Here is a 16840-nt window from a genome sequence, read left to right as displayed (position 1 = left end):
ATCGCAGGTTTTGCGTGATTCTTCAAGGCATAGCATGTATTCTTTCCCGTTATATCGTCATAAACAACAGATATTGGACAAATTTCTTGTGCAGGTTTACAATAGAACCATCAGCAAAGGCGCTGAAACCTACCGACTAAGGGGTTTCAGCACCTTTTTGTTTTCTTGTATTCCAAATCTTAACAGGAGCGATAGATATGCAGTATGAAATTTCCAACCGTATGAGCGATGTGCACGGCTCGGCCATCCGTGAGCTGTTCAAGCTCGGCGCGGACCCGAACATGATCTCGTTTGGCGGCGGCAACCCGTCCGCAGAGACCTTCCCGGTGCCCGAGATTGCGGACATCATCGCAGACGTCATGAAGAACGCACCGGTCTCTGTTCTGCAGTACGGTCTGTCCGAGGGCTACACGCCGCTGCGCGATACGATGAAGGACTACCTCACCCGCACACAGGGTTTTGATTTCGAGAACAATGAGCTGTTCATCCTGTCCGGCGGTCAGCAGTGCGCCGACCTGACCACCAAGGTTCTGGTAAACGAAGGCGATGTCATTCTGACCGAGGACCCGGCCTTTGTCGGCTGCCTGAACACATTCCGTTCGTATGGCGCCAAGCTGATCGGCATTCCGATGCAGCAGGACGGCATGGATACGGATGCGCTCGAGGCCGCTCTCAAGGCACACCCCGAGGCCAAGCTGCTGTACACGATCCCGTCCTTCCAGAACCCGTCCGGCATCACGACCACGCTCGAAAAGCGTAAAAAGGTGTACGAACTCGCGTGCAAGTACGATATCGCCATCCTTGAGGACAACCCGTACGGCGAGCTGCGCTTCTCCGGCGAGGATGTGCCGACCATCAAGTCGATGGACACCGAAGGCCGCGTGCTGTACGCAGGCAGCTTTTCCAAGGTGATGGCTCCGGCGTTCCGACTGGGCTTCCTCGTGTTCAACAAATCGCTCACCATGCCGCTGACCATCGCCAAGCAGACCACCGATGTGCACTCTAACGTACTGTTCCAGTACGTCTGCAATGAGTACATGACCAAGTACGATTTTGCCGCGCACCTTGACAAAGCGCGTGACGTATACCGCGCAAAGTGCAATCTCATGCTCGATACCATGCGCCGCACCTTCCATCCGGCGGTCACGTTCTCGCAACCGGAAGGCGGCCTGTTCGCCATGGCCTTCCTGCCGGACGGCATGGATTCGCAGCCGTTTGTCCGCGAGGCGATTAAGCGCGGTGTACTCTGCGTGCCCGGCTCAGCGTTCCTGGCAGACGAAAAGCAGGTGTCCAACGCCTTCCGCCTCAACTATTCTACCCCGACCGATGAGCAGATCGTCAAGGGCATCGAAATTCTCGGCAAGCTCACCCACGAATGGATCAAGGAGTAATAAAAATGAAAGTTATGGCATTCAACGCCCGTCCGGACGAACGCGCGTTTTTCGATCACTTCAGTCAGTCGCTTGATATGGACCTTACGCTGCAGAAGGACACGCTGACCCTCGATAATGTTGCGCTGACCCGCGGCTACGACGGCATTTCCTGCACCTGCGACCTGCCTGCGCCGATTCTGGAAAAGCTGGCCGAGAACGGTGTCCGCTATGTGGCCCTGCGCACCATCGGCTACGATAATGTAGACCTGAAAGCTGCAGAGCGTCTCGGCATCCGCGTATCCCACGCCGGATATTCGCCGTATGCGGTTTCCAACTACACGGTCATGCTCATGCTGATGTGCATCCGCAAGGCCGGCTACATCATGTTCCGCTCGCACACCGCAGACTACTCGCTCGGTGCATCCGGTGCAGCACGCGGCATGGAGATGCAGAACCTGACCGTCGGCGTCATCGGCACCGGCCGTATCGGCAAGGCCGTCATTCACAATCTGTCCGGCTTTGGCTGCCGCATTATCGCGCATGACCCGTTCCCGTCCGAGGAAATGAAGCAGATGGGCGTGGAGTACGTTTCGCTTGAATCGCTGTATGCGCAGTCCGATGTCATCACGCTGCACACCTTCCTCAACAACAGCACCTACCACATGATCAATACCGAGGCTATTCAGCAGATGAAGCCGGGTGTTGTCATCATCAACTGCGCACGCGGCGCGCTGATCGACACCCGTGCTCTGATCGACGGCATTGAGTCCGGTCGTGTAGGCTCGGTCGGCGTGGACTGCTTTGAGGGTGAGGATAACGTGATCCGCGTCGATCACAATTACAACAGTCGCGTCACCAACCACGATTACATCATCCTGAAATCCTTCCAGAACACTATCGTTACCCCGCATGTTGCGTTCTTCACCGATCAGGCGGTGTTCGATATGGTTCAGTGCTCGCTCGAAAGCCTGCATCAGTTTGAACTCGGTGAAAAAGTCCCTCTCGAGGTACACGCCGCATGACCTGTCGCGGATTTACGCCATCTGCGCAAAATACCGCTCCAAATACGCAGTAAACGCGCGAATGCTCTGCGTGCGGAACCGTCCGAGCGTCTGCACATAGATATACCGGCGGCACTGTGCGTCCTTGATGTGCAGCAGGCGCACGCCTGCGTCCTCGCAGACCTGCCGCCACTCGCCGGACGCGACCAGTGCAACACCCATGCCGCACGACAGCAGTCGGATCTGCAAGGCCGCGCTGTCGCACTCGATAGCGGCGTGCATCTCCATACCTGCTGATCGGAAAATATGCTCGGAAATCTGCCGGAACGACTGCGAATTGCTCAGCGCGATAAACGGGTCGTCAGCAAGTTCTGTCAGCGATACGCTTTCCCGATCGGCATACCGGTGTCCCTCGGGCACAGCCACGCACATCTCCTCATCGTACAGCAGGACGGCTCCTGCAGGCACCTCGTCCCGCGATACCGCGGAATCGAGCAGCAGGTCGCTGCCCTCGGGCGTGCTGCTGATGCGCAGATCCAGATTGCCGTACTCGGCGGAAAACCCCGCGAGTATCTCGCTGATACGCTCCGCGCACGACAGCGCACAGATGCACAGACCGCCTGTCCGGTGCAGGCTCTCCTCAATTTCGCCGCGTGCGTCGCGCTCGGCTTCCAGTATCGTCCGTGCGTACCGCAGCAGGATATCTCCCTGCTCGGTGCGGCGCAATCCCTTTCCCGTTCGCTCGAATAACTCGGCTCCCAGCTCGCTTTCCAGATTCCGTATGGTTTTGGATACAGCGGGCTGCGCCACGTTCAGGCTCTCGGCGGCGCGCGTCATATTTTCGTATTTGGCTACGGCGGCAAACTGCCGAAGCTGGTATAATTCCATTGCGTTCCCCTCCATTCTATGAAAGTACAGGAAAATTTCCCTTATGATTACTCAAATTCTGCTTCAGCAGACGATCATCATGTTTCTTTTGATGATGCTCGGCCTGCTTCTTTCCCGCCGCGGCATGATAACCGAACAGGGCAGCCGTGATCTATCCAACGTGCTGCTGTATGCGGTCATTCCGTGCGTTATCCTGCGCAGCTATATGTCCGAGTTCAGCGTGGACAAACTGCGTGCCATGGGCGTTTCGGCTGTGATCGCGGTGATCGCGTTTATCGCGTCCATCGGCGTGGCGTACCTCACCTGCGGTACTCGGCACCGGATTGAAAACTTTGCGGTCGCGTTCGGCAACGCCGGCTTCATCGGCATTCCGCTTGTCACAGCTGTATTTGGCGCGGAGGCGGCGTTCTACGTTGTCTCATACAGCACGCTTGTCAATCTGCTGCAGTGGACGTACGGTATTGTTATTATATCAGGCAAAAAGGAAACCATCAATCTGAAAATGGTGTTCGTCAACCCGGTTTTCATTTCCATGGTAATCGGTCTTATCCTGTTTGTAACTCAGCCGACACTGCCCTCGGTCGTCACCGGCACGATTGGCTACATTGCGGACGCCAATACTGCTCTGGCGATGATCATTCTCGGTTTCTACCTGTCCAAAGTACGCCTGCGCGATCTGTTTGCGAGTGCAAGGCTGTACGTTGTCTCTGCCGTGCGTCTGCTTGTCGTTCCGGCGGTGACGGTGCTCATCTTCCTGCTGTTTCCCTTTGCGCGCGGCGAAATCACGCTGATTACGCTGATCGCAGCGGCAACGCCGGTTGCCAGCAGCACAGCTATCTTCGCGCAGAAGTTCGATCAGGATTACCGGCAGGCGGTGTCGTATGTATGCCTGTCCACCATCCTGTCTGTGGCGACGCTGCCGCTGGTCATGCTGGTGGCAGAGCGATTTCTCTCTTAAAGTTCCAGATATAAAAAGCGGCGTGAACCCTACGTTCACGCCGCTTCTTTGCGTCTATCAGGAAAGATCGTCCCTCGACAGCTTTTAGCCAAGAATTGCCTTATGGAAGGTCTTTTTGCCCTTCTTGATCATGCACTCCTCGTTAAAGAAGTCCTTGGCCAGCTGCTGCTTGAAGTCCGCGACCTTCTCACCGTTGAGCGATACGCCGCCGCCCTGCACCAGCTTGCGCGCCTCACCGTTGGAGGACGCGAGGCCGCACTTCACGAGCAGCGTCAGCACACCGATCTGACCGTCAGTGAAGTCCGCATCGGTCAGCGTGGTGGTCGGCATGTTGGCAGCCGCACCGCCGGAAACGAAGATCTCCTTGGCAGCGGTCTGTGCCTTCTCGGCCTCCTCCTTGCCGTGTACCAGAGCGGTCAGCTCGTATGCGAGGATTTCCTTTGCCTTGTTCAGCTGTGCGCCTTCCCAGCTGTCCATCGCCTCGATCTCCTCAAGCGGCAGGAAGGTCAGCATACGGATGCACTTGAGCACGTCCGCATCGTCCACATTGCGCCAGTACTGGTAGAAATCGTAAGGAGAAGTCTTGTTCGGATCGAGCCAAACTGCGCCGGAAGCGGTCTTGCCCATCTTCTTTCCCTCAGAATTGAGCAGCAGGGTGATGGTCATGGCATGCGCGTCCTTGCCCAGCTTGCGGCGGATCAGCTCGGTGCCGCCGAGCATATTACTCCACTGGTCGTTGCCGCCGAACTGCATGTTGCAGCCGTAGTTCTTGAACAGGTAGTAGAAGTCGTAGGACTGCATGGGCATGTAGTTGAATTCGAGGAAGCTCAGGCCCTTCTCCATGCGCTGCTTGAAGCACTCGGCGCGGAGCATGTTGTTGACCGAGAAGCACGAGCCGATGTCGCGGATGAACTCGATGTAGTTGAGGTTCATCAGCCAGTCGGCATTGTTCACCATCTGCGCCTTGCCCTCACCGAATTCGATGAAGCGCTCCATCTGCTTCTTGAAGCAGTCGCAGTTATGCTGGATGGTCTCGACAGTCATCATCGAGCGCATATCGGTACGGCCGGACGGGTCGCCGATCATAGCGGTACCGCCGCCGATTAGCGCGATCGGCTTGTTGCCTGCCATCTGCATGCGCTTCATCAGGCAGAGCGCCATAAAGTGGCCAACGTGCAGGCTGTCTGCGGTCGGGTCAAAGCCAATATAGAACGTTGCCTTGCCGTTGTTGATCATCTCGCTGATCTCTTCTTCGTTCGTTACCTGCGCGATCAGACCGCGCGCTTTCAGTTCGTCGTAAAGCTGCATTATTCTGTCTCCTGTATTTCAATTTGTTTGATTTTTATGATTAAAAGAATCCGAATACCGTTACGGAGCACGCTCTTTTCTGCGTTCGTCTATGATTACCACGGGTTCACGCTCCCTGTCCGGCCGCGTCGAGCAGTTCCTCTGCGTTGCGGCGTGCTGCATCCGAGATTTCCTCGCCGGAGAGCAGACGTGCAATTTCGTCTACGCGGTGTGCTCTGTCCATCGGGCTGACATCGGTGTAGCTGCGGCCGTCCCGCACGGATTTGGAAATGCGCAGGTGATGGTCGCCCATGGCGGCAATCTGCGGCAGATGGGTAACGCACAGCGTCTGCTTCTTTTTCGCAATGGCAGACAGCTTGCGGCCGATCTGCTGAGCCGCATGGCCGGAAACGCCAGTGTCGATCTCGTCAAAAATCAGCATACCAACATCTTCGCCCGCTGTCAATACGTTTTTAAGCGCAAGCATAATTCGGCTCAGCTCGCCGCCGGAGGCCACCTTGGAGAGCGGCTTTTCCGGCTCACCCGGATTGACAGAAATCTCAAACGTCACGGTGTCGCAGCCGTGCGCGGACAGCTTGGTGCCGGTGCGGACCGCAACCCGCATTTTCACCTTATCCATGTCGAGTTCGCTCAGCTCGCGCACGATTTCGCCCTCCAGCTGCTTGGCAGCCTTGCGGCGCTGCTCGGTGAGTTCAGCGGCGATGCCCTTGGCCTCCGCGAGCATGCCGCGGTACTGCTCCCGCAGTTCTTCCCTGCGGTCGTCCGCGTTCTCGAGCGTATCCAGTTCGGCGGTTATCTTCTCAAGGTACGCGAGGATTTCCGGAATCGTGCCGCCGTATTTCTGCTTCAGGCGATAGATTTCATCCAAGCGCTGCTCGACCATCTCGCGCTCTGCCGGAGAAAAGTCCAGATTGTCCCCCTGACTTGCCACGCTGTCGCGCAGGTCTGCCGCCAGCAGACGTACTTCCTCTGCCTGCTCGGCCATGCCGTCGAAGGCGTCCGATACTTCGCGCAGGCTCTCGATGGCGCTTGCCGCCTGATCGAGCAGCTCACACGCGCCCGCAATTTCGTCATCTCCCGAGAGCGCCATACGCGCCTGCTCGAGTGCGCCCGCAATCTTGCCCGCGTGATCGAAATACGCCTTGCGCTGTGCAAGCGCTTCATCTTCATCGGGTTTAAGTGCTGCCTGCTCGATTTCCTCCTTATGGAAGGTCAGCATGTCAATACGTTGCAGGCGTTCCTGCTCGCCGGTCTCCAGCGCGGTAATCTCCCGCCGGAGTGTCACCAGCGCCTGATATTTCGGGCGGTATCGCTCGAGTATCTCGGCACAGCCTGCGTAGCCGTCCAGATATTCGATGTGATGCGCTTCATCGAGCAGCTTCTGACCGTCATTCTGGCCGTGAATGTCGATCAGATACGGCGCCAGCTGCCGCAGGACAGCCGCACTGGCCGGCTTCATGTTGACCCGGCAGGTGCTCTTGCCGTCCGCGGAAATCTGCCGCTGAACGTACAGCGTGTCCGGCTCGTCACCGGAAAGCGCAAGCTCGTCAAGCAGTTCGCGCAGAGCACGCGGCAGATCGGTGAACACCGCGCTGACAAAGCCCTTCTGCGCACCCGAGCGCACCAGATCGCGGCTGACACGCTTGCCGAGCAGCGCACCGATGGAATCGATAACGATACTCTTGCCCGCGCCGGTTTCACCGGAAAGCACGGTCAAACCCTTATCGAGTTCGATGTCTGCGCGTTCGATGACCGCTATGTTTTCAATGTGGAGTAATTGCAGCATTGCCGCTTTATCCCTCGCTTACTTTAGAATATCTCTTGCCTGTTTGCAGAACTTTTGCGCGCTGTCGTTATCGCGCATAACGGCAAATACGGTATCGTCGCCACCGAGCGTGCCGACCACATCGGGTGCGCGCATGGCATCAATCGCCATTGCCGCCGCCTGTCCCAGACCGGGCAGTGTTTTAATGACGACCATATTCTGTGCCGCATCAATATCCGTGACGCACTCACGGAAAATATTGCGCAGACGCGTGGTGAAGCTGTCTGCCGCCCCGGCGTTCGAGGAGGTGTACTTGTACTTGCCGGTCTCCGAGGAGAGCGTCTTGATAAGCCGCAGCTCCTTGATATCGCGCGAAATGGTCGCCTGCGTGGTGTTGTAGCCAAGTGCCCGCAGATGTGCGGTAAGATCCTCCTGCGTTTCAATCTCAAACCGGTCGATGAGATCGAGGATTTTTGCCTGTCGTTGAAACTTCATCGTTCGCGTTTTCCTCTCTTATAGCAGCGTCTCTCACAGCTTCTGCTGTAAAATTCGATAAAAACTATTGCCTTTCAGACGAATCAGCCGCGTCTGCAGGTCGGAACGGGTGATAATGACCCGATCATCCGGCCGCACGGCAAAACCCTGTCCGCCGTCCGCCGAGATGAACACCTCACTGCCGCCCTCACAGGCTGCGGTGATGGACACGCTGCGCTCGGGCGCAAACACGAACGACTTCGCCGCCAGCGCATGTGCACAGATGGGAATAACGGCGATGTTCTCCGCGCTCGGCTCAATGACCGGGCCGCCTGCCGACAGACCGTAGGCCGTTGAGCCGGTCGGCGTTGCCGCGATCACGCCGTCACCGTTAAAACGGGTGACCTCCTCGTTGTCCGCCGAAATGCCGACGCGCACCACGCGGAATGCGGTGCCCTTTGCGATAACAATATCATTGAGCGCGTCGTTCTCATACACAATACGCCCGCCGCGCTGCACAGCAACATGCAGCATCATGCGGCTATCCAGTGAAAATTCATCGGTGAACAGCTTTTCCATTTTGGGCAGCTCAGCCGGTTCCAGTTCGGTCATAAAGCCGACGTGACCGACATTGATGCCGAGCAGCGGCAGCTGATTCTGCGCCGCCTCTCTCGCCAGACGGAGCATGGTTCCGTCTCCGCCAAGCACGACCGCCATATCCGCAAACTGCACGGCGTCCTCGGTTTTCATATAATCCGCGTCCTCAATGATGGGCGGCACGACTCGCATCTGCTTGGGCAGCATAAGCCGCACACCGTCACGCCGCAGCTGATCGCACACCGGCTGCAGGATATCGCGTGCGCTGTCCTTGCGCAGATTGGGATAGATGAAAATGTTCTTCATCATGCCTTTGCGTCCAGCTCCTCATGTGCCTGACGGACAACCTCCGCCAGATCCGGAATGTGCTCCTCGCCCTGTTTTGCCAGATAGCCGAGAAATTCGATGTTGCCCTCAGGGCCCTTGATGGGAGAAAACGTCACATTCAGCACCTTAAAGCCTGCCGCGTGCGCGTTTTCCACATAATTCTGCAGCACCTCAAGGTGGATTTCCGGCTCGCGGACAACGCCCTTTTTGCCGACCTTGCCCTTGCCGGCCTCAAACTGCGGCTTGATAAGGTTGGCAACATGGCCGTCCTCGGTCAGCAGGCTGGAAACGACCGGCAGTACCAGCTTGAGGGAAATGAACGACACGTCGATGACGCACAGCGACGGCGTTTCTTCCAGCATATCCGGCGTTACATAGCGGATATTGGTGCGCTCCATGCACTTGACACGCGGATCCTGCCGCAGACTCCACGCCAGCTGACCGTAGCCAACGTCAATGGAATACACCTTGCGCGCACCGCGGCGCAGCAGGCAGTCGGTAAAGCCGCCGGTAGATGCGCCAACGTCCATCACGACCAGATCGGTCGGGTCGATATTAAAGTAGCTGAGCGCCTTCTCGATCTTCTTGCCGCCGCGAGACACAAATGCGTTCTCGTTGCCGCGAACCTCCAGTTCGGCGTTTTCGTCAACCATATCGCCTGCTTTGCCCGCCTTCTGGCCTGCAATGTAGACGATTCCCTCCATAATCGCAGTCTTTGCGCGCTCCCGTGAGGGGCAAAGGCCCTTTTCAAACAGCAATACGTCCAGTCTCTTCTTAGCCAACGCCGTTCTCCTTCCCATTCCGATTTTTCATGATATATGCCGCAATGCCCTCGGCATCAATGCCGCAGTGACGGTACAGCTCGTTTACGCCGCCGTGCGGCAGAAAGCGGTCGCCGGTGTTCAGCAGATCGGTGCGCTCGCTGCGGTGCGCGGCAAGCCACTCACCGACGCTGCCGTTCGGCACAACGTCCTCCGCAACGACACACCAGCCGCCCAGCTTTTCCTTCACCTCGGCATACGCCTGTTCCAGTCCGCTGCCGATTTCATTTACCTTGTAAACCTGTGCGCGGATACCCTCGTGCATGAGGATTTCCGCGGCGTCGATCGCCTGATTGACCATAATGCCGTGTGTGACGATCGTCACCTCACTGCCGGATTGCTCGTGTACGCACACGAGCGGCTGCGCCGACAGCTCCTTGCGGTACGCGCCTTCGCTGCCGCGCGGGTAACGGATAGCGACCGGTCCGGTCTCCCTGTAAATCGCACGGGACAGCATGACTCGGAGTTCCGCAAAGTCGGACGGACAGAAAATCTTCATCCCCGGGATAGACCGCAGGAACGCGATATCCAGCACACCGTTATGCGTTGCGCCGTCCGCGCCGACAATGCCCGCGCGGTCCACGCACAGAACAACGTGCAGACCTTCGATTGCAATATCGTGAACGATCTGGTCATAGGCACGCTGCAGGAAGGTCGAGTAAATGGCCGCTACCGGCACCAGTCCCTGTGCCGCCATACCGGCCGCCATACCGATAGCGTGCTCCTCGGCGATGCCGACATCGAAAAAGCGTTCCGGGAATTTCTCGGCAAAGCGGGTCAGGCCCGTGCCGGACGGCATAGCTGCCGTGATCGCACAAATGCGGTTATCCTTCTCAGCGAGTGCGCAAAGCTCCTTGCCGAAGAACGCAGAGAAGTCCTCCTTCTTCGCGGCAAGCGGTGCGCCTGTTACGCGGTCGAACTTGGAAACGCCGTGGTATTTCTCCGGATACTGCTCACTCGGGGCATAACCTCTGCCCTTCTGTGTCATAACATGCAGCAGAACCGGTTTTTTCATTTTTTTCGCCAGTGCCAGGAACTCGCACACGCTCTTGAGGTCGTGTCCGTCCACCGGACCGAGATAGGTAAAGCCCATCTGCTCGAACAGCGAGGTCGGCAGGACAGCCCGCTTGATCTTCGCCTTGAAGCGCGAAACCGCGCGCGTGATTGTTCCGCCGCCCGGAATACGGCTGAGCCGCTCCTTGATGCGGGTTTTTGCACGCAGATACTGCGGACTGACGCGCAGGCGCGACAAATGGCGGCTGAGTCCGCCGACATTCTTGGCGATCGACATATTGTTGTCGTTGAGCACCACGAGCAGCGGCTCCCGAGAGGTGCCGGCGCTGTTCAGCGCCTCATAGGCCATGCCGCCGGTCAGCGCGCCGTCGCCGATGACTGCGACAACGTGGTACTTCTGGTTTTTAAGCGTACGTGCATGCGCCATGCCAAGCGCCACCGAAACCGAGTCCGAGGCATGTCCCGTGATGCACGGGTCGGTGATGCTCTCCTCCGGCTTCATAAAGCCGCACAGACCGCCGTACTGCCGCAGCGTGTCAAAGCGGTCGCGCCGACCGGTCAGGATCTTGTGGACATAGCACTGATGACCTACATCGTAGATGATGCGGTCGCGCGAGGAGTCAAACTCGCGTTCAAGTGCGACAGCCAGCTCTACAATGCCCAGATTGGACGCCAGATGACCGCCGGTCTGCGACACCGAGTCCACGATGAACTCGCGCAGCGCCGCACACAGCACGCCGAGTGTGTCGTACGACAGTCCGCGCAAATCAGCAGGACTGCTTATATTGTCTAAAATTCCGTATCGTTTCTGCTTCATCAATATCCCCACCTTTGGAAAGGCAGATTTATCTAAAATATCTTTGTTACTTTCTGTTATCCAGCTTGAGCGGCAGAACGGACAGCACGCGTCCGCAGATCGCCAGCACCTTGCTGCTGCACATTACCGCGATGCCCTTGCCGGCTGCCTTGCCGCCGATGGTCAGTGCCGAAACCAGACCGGTAATCAGCAGAGATACCGCAACCTTGAGTCCCGCACTCACACCTGAGGTGATATGTGCAACAATAAGTGCTCCGGTCGCACCGGAGATAATGCCGCAGATATCGCCCACCACATCGTTGCAGATGCTGGAAACCTTCTCTGCGTTTCGCACCATCCAGACCGCCTCGCGCGCACCGCGCACACGGTGTGCCGCCATCGAGTGAAACTCCTTCTCGGTCGCCGAGGTTGACGCTACGCCGATCATGTCAAACACAATGCCGAGTGCAATGAAGAGCAGCAGCACCGCAAAGGACAGAATCGTACCCGCACTGGCCAGCGCTTCGTTTGAAATGTAGGACATGACCACGCTCAGCGCAAAGCTGATGACGGTGATCAAGCTGACCCATGCGGTATTAACAGCCTTGGGCTTTTGCGGCGATTTTTTCTTTTGTTTGTCGGTCGTATCCACTGAAGATAACTCCTTCACCGATTTTTGCCCCGGATTTATTCCATAATAGCAGAAAATTGCGGCAAACCGCAAATTCCGCCGCCGAAGCGTATAGACAATACCACATAGCGGTGTTGCCTTTATAACCGCTTTCACAGTTTCTTTATTAAAGTAAGTGACGGCAGACCGAGTAAATCTTGCGGCTTGAGGTTCGGTTGGTTTTCCCCGCGGACTGCCTCGCGTCGCCGTCAAGGGGGTTTCCCATTAAAGTCCGTGCCGAGATGTTACCATGTTCGGGACCGAATTGCCACTGAGTCCGCACTGCAATCCACGGTCTGCCTCGTTTGAATAGCCTAGGTGATTTCCACTACAGTCAAAACGATTCTTAGCCTCTTTTGCAGACATGGTTTCAAAAGTCAATTCCCGCGGCATTCCTGGCCGGGAAACCGCAGGCGGATACCTTATTCACCATGGCCACTCAAGGCAGGCTACACTGCACACAGCACTTTGGTCCTTACGTCGGTGATCAATCCTTTGTAACTTCCGCTGCACCGCATTGCAGGTTTCATCCCGTGCCGTTGGACGTCCATCAATCTCTTGTGAAATGCTATAGGCATCCGACAGTCACGGGTCTCCACGGCAAGAGGGTCGGTACTTCATGCCATTGAAGCGCGCCCTCAAGCCTTAACCTCCAGCATCCACCCCAAACTGGGCGTAAGAAGCAAACACCAGAGACTTCATCGATATGCCCGTCTACGGATTTTTAGGCCCGTCTTGGGAATCGCATGAACTGACTAGGATACTACGTCACTTATCTGTTATATTAACACAGAACGCATAAATATTCAAGAAATGTGTGTAAATTTTATGTGAATGTGCGTCTTACTTGGTACGTCCGGTCAGGCTGCGCGCCAGTTCGACGAGGAACGCATGACCGTCCAGCGGTTTTACCGCGTCCACCGCTTCCTCGGTCAGCTTTGCCGCAAGCTCTCGGCATTCCTCCAGACCGAGCAGAGACGGAAACGTGGATTTCTCGCTTGCCGCATCCTTGCCGATGGATTTTCCGAGTGTTGCGGCATCTCCCTCGATATCGAGGATATCGTCCTCAATCTGGAACGCCAGACCCAGCTTTTCGCCGTAAGCGCGTGCCCGAGCGAGGGTGTCCTCGTCGGTCGCACCGGCCGCCGCACAGCCGAGTTCACACGCGGCGCGGAGCAGGCACCCGGTCTTCAGCTTCTGCAGCAGGCGCAGCTCGTCGAGCGAGATTTTGCGATGCTCGGCGCCCATATCGAGCACCTGACCGCCGATCATGCCGTTCATGCCCGCGTTTTCGCCCAGAATACGAATACAGCGCACGATGGTCTCCGCCGGAACATCCTTTGCCGCCGAAGCCGTCTCAAAAGCCGCCGTCAGCAGTCCGTCACCCGCGAGGACCGCCGTTGCTTCATCGAAAGCCTTGTGGCAGGTCGGTCTGCCGCGGCGCAAGTCGTCGTTATCCATGCACGGAAGGTCATCATGGATGAGCGAGTAGGTATGGATCATCTCAAGCGCACACGCGAACGGCAGCGTCTTCTCAATATCGCCGCCGCACAGGCGGCAGAATTCCAGCACGATTACCGGACGCAGGCGCTTGCCGCCTGCCATCGCGGAGTACTTTGCAGCCTCGAAAATGCGGTCGTAACCCTCGCCGGTCTCCCGCGAGAGGTATTTCTCCAGTGCAGGTTCAATGAGCGCAATATCTGCCTTTAACTGCTCGGAAAACGTCATTTTGCTTCCTCCTCTGCCACAAACGGCTGCTCTACGAGTTCACCCTGCATGTTCTCCTGCATGACGGTGACCTTCTGCTCGGCCTTGTCCAGCAGCTTGCCGAGGGACGCGGACAGCTTGGTGCCCTCCTCAAACAGCTTCATGCTTTCGTTCAGCGGCGCTTCACCGCGCTCGAGCATCCGCACGATCTCTTCCAGACGTGCCATCTGGCTTTCAAATGTTCTTTCCGCCATGTTACTTGTCCTCCTCGATATCGGTCACGCGGCAGTCAGCCGCACCTTTTGCGAATTGAATATGCAGAGTGTCTCCCTGCTTGAGCGCCGCTGCATCGGTTACGACCGTGTGCTTGACACCCTTGGTCGCTACCGCGTAGCCGCGTCCCAGAACGCGCAGCGGGCTCATTGCGTCGAGTGTCGCTACGGTCTGTGCAAACCGCAGTTTACGGCGATGCAGGCCGCTTTGTCCTGCCGCGAGCAGGCGCTGCTGCAGTCCGTTCAGTCGGTTGCGCTCGGTCTCCAGTCGTACCGGAACCGCCGAAAACAGGCGTTCCTCGGTCTGGGTCAGCAGCAGGCGTTTTTCCTCGATGTATTTCATCGGTGTGCGGTTCGACAGCCGCTCCTGCAGACCGTCCAGCAGCTTTCTCTGCTGCTCTGCCCTGCGGCGCGCCGCCGTGTGCAGACGTGCATCCAGTGTGCGTAAGTTCAGCGCGTACTCGGCTCTGTCAGGCACGGCAAGCTCCGCCGCACCGGACGGCGTAGGCGCACGAAGATCGGCAACAAAGTCCGCAATCGTGAAATCCGGCTCGTGACCGACCGCGGAAATCACCGGAAGCTCGGAGGCAAAAATCGCCCGGGCAGTCACTTCCTCATTGAACGCCCACAAATCCTCCATCGAGCCGCCGCCTCGGCCGCACAGAATGACATCTGCTTCGCCGATGGCGTTCGCCAGAGCGATCGCGCGTGCAATGCTCTCCGCCGCGCCCTGTCCCTGCACCTGCGCCGGATAGAGCACAACCTTGGCCAGTGGCCAACGCCTGCCGAGAATGCGGATCATGTCGCGCACCGCCGCGCCGGTCGGCGAGGTCACGAGCGCGATACTGTCCGGACAGGACGGAATGGGCTTCTTGTACCGCTCGGAGAACAGGCCTTCCGCCTGCAATTTAGCCTTGAGCTGCTCAAACGCAAGGTTGAGCGCACCTGCACCGTCCGGAATGATTTCAGACACATAAAGCTGCACCGCGCCTGTGCGCGGGAACGAGCTGACACGCGCCTTGACGATGACCTTCATGCCGTTCTGCAGACGGAATTTCAGCCGCATCGCATCTGAACGGAACATGACCGCATTGATGGCCGCGTTTTCGTCCTTGAGCGTCATGTAGTGGTGCCCGGACGAATGCGCCTTGTAGTTCGAGATTTCGCCCTGCACCATTAATCCGCGGTAGCCGGGAACCGCATCGAGCAAGTCCTTTATTTCATTGTTTAATTGAGATACTGTGTAGATCGTTGCCATTCCAACAAGTTAGGAGTGAGGAGGAAGGAGTGAGGAGTTTGGTTCATTTTCCATCCTCCATTTTCAATTTTCCATTCCTGCCTCCTAACTCCTACCTCCTATCTGTTACAGAGTTTTGCCGCCAGCACTGCCACGCCCACTGCGTTATCTCCAGAGAGCGTTGGCTCCGCAAAGGAGACCTCCCCGCCGAACCGCTTATTCATGCGGGCACGGATGATTTGGCTGGCCATGACGCCGCCGGCGCATAAAATCGGACAATGATACTGCTCGCGCGCCTGCTCGGTCGCCTTGATGACGGCATTTGCCACGGTCTCGAGTGCAAAACGCGCCATCTGCTTTGGCTCGGCGGTCTTGAATTTATTCTCTACCTGATTCTGCATACCGGAGAGCGAGAATTTACACTCGTTTACCTTGGGTTTGAAACCCTTTTCCGGCTCGGCGGTAAGCGCCAGCGCGTCCAGTGCGCCGCCGGACGGGAACGGCAGACCGAGCAGATTTCCCGCGCGATCGAGCAGCTGACCGGCTGCAAGGTCGGTCGTGCCGCCGATGCAGGTGCAATCCGGCAGGCCGTCCGCGCCGCACTTCACATGCAGCAGCTCACTCGTGCCGCCGGACAGGTGCCACGCCAGAAATTCGCCGTCAAGCAAATCCAGCTTGCCAGCCGACAGCGCTGCCGCCGCGATATGTCCCTGCTGATGAGACACGGTAAAAAGCGGCACGGAAAGCAAATGCGCCGCGCTCCGCGCGACGCTCTCTCCTGCCAGAAAACACGGCATATACGAGCCTTCCACCGCGCGGGGACGGGTGCTGACGCCGATGGCGCGCACCTCTCCCTGCGGCAGAGCCTCGATTTTTTCATGCAGACGCACGGTATGCTGGAACAGCGCATCCGACTGGCGCAGACCGATCGCGCCTTCCGGCACGGTCAGCAGTCCGCCGCGGTTGACCCACTCACCGGTCTCGGCGTTGTAAATCGCCGCTGACGTGCGATAGTTGGACGTATCAATTCCCAAAAAGCGCTCAGGCATTGCTGCTCTCCTGCTTTCCCTGTGGGAACTCTGCACGGGCGGCAGAGCCGAGCACGCCGTTGATGAAGGAAGCGGCATCCTCGGTGTCGTACTTCTTCGCCAGCTCAACGGCCTCGTTGATGGCTACGCCGACCGGAACGTCGTCTACATCGCGCATCTCAAAGAGCGCCAGACGCAATACCGCGATCGTCATGTGGGACAGACGGTTGAGCGACCAGCCCTTGGAATTGGCCTCGATAATGGTATCGAGCACCGGCAGGTCGTTTGCCACGCCCTTTACCACTGCGCGGATATACGCGGTCTGTTCCTCACTCAGCTTGCCCGCATACAGTGCGATATCTCCGCTGATGGACTTCATGATTTCCTCATCCAGTCGCTCGTTCAGGTTTTCTTCTTCAAACTGCTGGAACCCCATCTCAAAGATCAGGTGCAGCGCAATTTCTCTTGCTTTTGTTCTGCTCATCACACTCATGCAGCAGGACCTCCTATATTTACGCAAATTTCGCCTATTATTCAGTATAACTATTTTATCCTATTTTCGGGCAAAACGCAAGGCGGTATTCCATATTTCATAAAACCGGGC

General features: G+C 57.5%; 16 protein-coding genes. 3 read left to right on the top strand and 13 right to left on the bottom strand.

Annotation, left to right across the window (positions count from 1 at the left end; all coding sequences use genetic code 11):
- Positions 1–197 precede the first annotated feature (197 nt).
- Positions 198–1391 carry an aminotransferase-like domain-containing protein gene (locus tag C7386_RS08310; protein ID WP_116705265.1) on the top strand — a complete coding sequence of 398 codons (1194 nt, stop codon included), beginning with the start codon at positions 198–200 and terminating at the stop codon, positions 1389–1391.
- A 5-nt stretch (positions 1392–1396) separates the two neighbouring features.
- A complete protein-coding gene (locus tag C7386_RS08305; protein ID WP_116705264.1) occupies positions 1397–2395 on the top strand; it encodes a D-isomer specific 2-hydroxyacid dehydrogenase family protein in 999 nt (332 codons plus the stop codon).
- A 12-nt stretch (positions 2396–2407) separates the two neighbouring features.
- Here the strand turns inward: C7386_RS08305 and C7386_RS08300 are convergent, their stop codons facing one another.
- Positions 2408–3262: a LysR family transcriptional regulator gene (locus C7386_RS08300; protein WP_158575155.1), complete on the bottom strand. Its 855-nt coding sequence runs from the start codon at positions 3260–3262 to the stop codon at positions 2408–2410.
- A gap of 43 nt (positions 3263–3305) precedes the next feature.
- On the opposite strand from C7386_RS08300, the gene C7386_RS08295 reads away from it, so the two are divergent.
- Positions 3306–4220, top strand: coding sequence for an AEC family transporter (locus tag C7386_RS08295; RefSeq protein ID WP_110436714.1), 915 nt, complete (start codon positions 3306–3308; stop codon positions 4218–4220).
- An 84-nt stretch (positions 4221–4304) separates the two neighbouring features.
- On the opposite strand, the gene tyrS is transcribed toward C7386_RS08295, so the two are convergent.
- The 12 genes from tyrS to nusB form a co-directional block, all read right to left on the bottom strand.
- Positions 4305–5528 carry a tyrosine--tRNA ligase gene (gene tyrS / locus C7386_RS08290; RefSeq protein WP_110436713.1) on the bottom strand — a complete coding sequence of 408 codons (1224 nt, stop codon included), beginning with the start codon at positions 5526–5528 and terminating at the stop codon, positions 4305–4307.
- 106 nt (positions 5529–5634) lie between these two features.
- Positions 5635–7314: a DNA repair protein RecN gene (recN, locus tag C7386_RS08285; RefSeq protein WP_110436712.1), complete on the bottom strand. Its 1680-nt coding sequence runs from the start codon at positions 7312–7314 to the stop codon at positions 5635–5637.
- Between the two features lie 18 nt (positions 7315–7332).
- Complete coding sequence (locus C7386_RS08280; RefSeq protein ID WP_110436711.1) at positions 7333–7788, bottom strand: arginine repressor; 456 nt, start codon at positions 7786–7788, stop codon at positions 7333–7335.
- Between the two features lie 33 nt (positions 7789–7821).
- Positions 7822–8673, bottom strand: coding sequence for an NAD(+)/NADH kinase (locus C7386_RS08275; RefSeq protein WP_110436710.1), 852 nt, complete (start codon positions 8671–8673; stop codon positions 7822–7824).
- The gene (locus C7386_RS08270; protein ID WP_110436709.1) at positions 8670–9491 is read right to left on the bottom strand and encodes a TlyA family RNA methyltransferase; all 822 of its coding nucleotides are present in this window, start codon (positions 9489–9491) and stop codon (positions 8670–8672) included. The genes C7386_RS08275 and C7386_RS08270 overlap by 4 nt, the downstream gene beginning before the upstream one ends.
- On the bottom strand, positions 9466–11343 hold the full coding sequence (dxs, locus tag C7386_RS08265) for a 1-deoxy-D-xylulose-5-phosphate synthase (RefSeq protein WP_110436708.1): 1878 nt from the start codon (positions 11341–11343) through the stop codon (positions 9466–9468). Before dxs ends, C7386_RS08270 begins: the two co-directional genes overlap by 26 nt.
- 46 nt (positions 11344–11389) lie before the next feature.
- On the bottom strand, positions 11390–11974 hold the full coding sequence (locus C7386_RS08260) for a hypothetical protein (RefSeq protein WP_207655862.1): 585 nt from the start codon (positions 11972–11974) through the stop codon (positions 11390–11392).
- Positions 11975–12835: 861 nt separating this feature from the next.
- Complete coding sequence (locus tag C7386_RS08255; RefSeq protein ID WP_110436707.1) at positions 12836–13720, bottom strand: polyprenyl synthetase family protein; 885 nt, start codon at positions 13718–13720, stop codon at positions 12836–12838.
- A complete protein-coding gene (gene xseB, locus C7386_RS08250) occupies positions 13717–13953 on the bottom strand; it encodes an exodeoxyribonuclease VII small subunit (RefSeq protein ID WP_110436706.1) in 237 nt (78 codons plus the stop codon). Before xseB ends, C7386_RS08255 begins: the two co-directional genes overlap by 4 nt.
- Position 13954: 1 nt before the next feature.
- On the bottom strand, positions 13955–15229 hold the full coding sequence (gene xseA, locus C7386_RS08245) for an exodeoxyribonuclease VII large subunit (RefSeq protein ID WP_110436705.1): 1275 nt from the start codon (positions 15227–15229) through the stop codon (positions 13955–13957).
- A gap of 98 nt (positions 15230–15327) precedes the next feature.
- Entirely contained in the window at positions 15328–16257 is a 930-nt protein-coding gene (locus C7386_RS08240; protein ID WP_110436704.1) for a tRNA (adenosine(37)-N6)-threonylcarbamoyltransferase complex transferase subunit TsaD, read from the bottom strand.
- Entirely contained in the window at positions 16250–16729 is a 480-nt protein-coding gene (gene nusB / locus C7386_RS08235) for a transcription antitermination factor NusB (protein ID WP_110436703.1), read from the bottom strand. Before nusB ends, C7386_RS08240 begins: the two co-directional genes overlap by 8 nt.
- Positions 16730–16840 lie beyond the last annotated feature (111 nt).

This window comes from Agathobaculum butyriciproducens (genome assembly GCA_003096535.1).
Taxonomy (GTDB): domain Bacteria; phylum Bacillota; class Clostridia; order Oscillospirales; family Butyricicoccaceae; genus Agathobaculum; species Agathobaculum butyriciproducens.
This window is presented reverse-complemented; position numbering and strand designations above follow the sequence as displayed.

Excerpts from the sequence above, each read along its gene's own strand:
- C7386_RS08310 (WP_116705265.1), top strand. The coding sequence starts at position 198 with ATGCAGTATGAAATTTCCAACCGTATGAGCGATGTGCACGGCTCGGCC.
- C7386_RS08305 (WP_116705264.1), top strand. The coding sequence starts at position 1,397 with ATGAAAGTTATGGCATTCAACGCCCGTCCGGACGAACGCGCGTTTTTC.
- C7386_RS08300 (WP_158575155.1), bottom strand. The coding sequence starts at position 3,262 with ATGGAATTATACCAGCTTCGGCAGTTTGCCGCCGTAGCCAAATACGAA.
- C7386_RS08295 (WP_110436714.1), top strand. The coding sequence starts at position 3,306 with ATGATTACTCAAATTCTGCTTCAGCAGACGATCATCATGTTTCTTTTG.
- tyrS (WP_110436713.1), bottom strand. The coding sequence starts at position 5,528 with ATGCAGCTTTACGACGAACTGAAAGCGCGCGGTCTGATCGCGCAGGTA.
- recN (WP_110436712.1), bottom strand. The coding sequence starts at position 7,314 with ATGCTGCAATTACTCCACATTGAAAACATAGCGGTCATCGAACGCGCA.
- C7386_RS08280 (WP_110436711.1), bottom strand. The coding sequence starts at position 7,788 with ATGAAGTTTCAACGACAGGCAAAAATCCTCGATCTCATCGACCGGTTT.
- C7386_RS08275 (WP_110436710.1), bottom strand. The coding sequence starts at position 8,673 with ATGATGAAGAACATTTTCATCTATCCCAATCTGCGCAAGGACAGCGCA.
- C7386_RS08270 (WP_110436709.1), bottom strand. The coding sequence starts at position 9,491 with ATGGGAAGGAGAACGGCGTTGGCTAAGAAGAGACTGGACGTATTGCTG.
- dxs (WP_110436708.1), bottom strand. The coding sequence starts at position 11,343 with ATGAAGCAGAAACGATACGGAATTTTAGACAATATAAGCAGTCCTGCT.
- C7386_RS08255 (WP_110436707.1), bottom strand. The coding sequence starts at position 13,720 with ATGACGTTTTCCGAGCAGTTAAAGGCAGATATTGCGCTCATTGAACCT.
- xseB (WP_110436706.1), bottom strand. The coding sequence starts at position 13,953 with ATGGCGGAAAGAACATTTGAAAGCCAGATGGCACGTCTGGAAGAGATC.
- xseA (WP_110436705.1), bottom strand. The coding sequence starts at position 15,229 with ATGGCAACGATCTACACAGTATCTCAATTAAACAATGAAATAAAGGAC.
- C7386_RS08240 (WP_110436704.1), bottom strand. The coding sequence starts at position 16,257 with ATGCCTGAGCGCTTTTTGGGAATTGATACGTCCAACTATCGCACGTCA.
- nusB (WP_110436703.1), bottom strand. The coding sequence starts at position 16,729 with ATGAGTGTGATGAGCAGAACAAAAGCAAGAGAAATTGCGCTGCACCTG.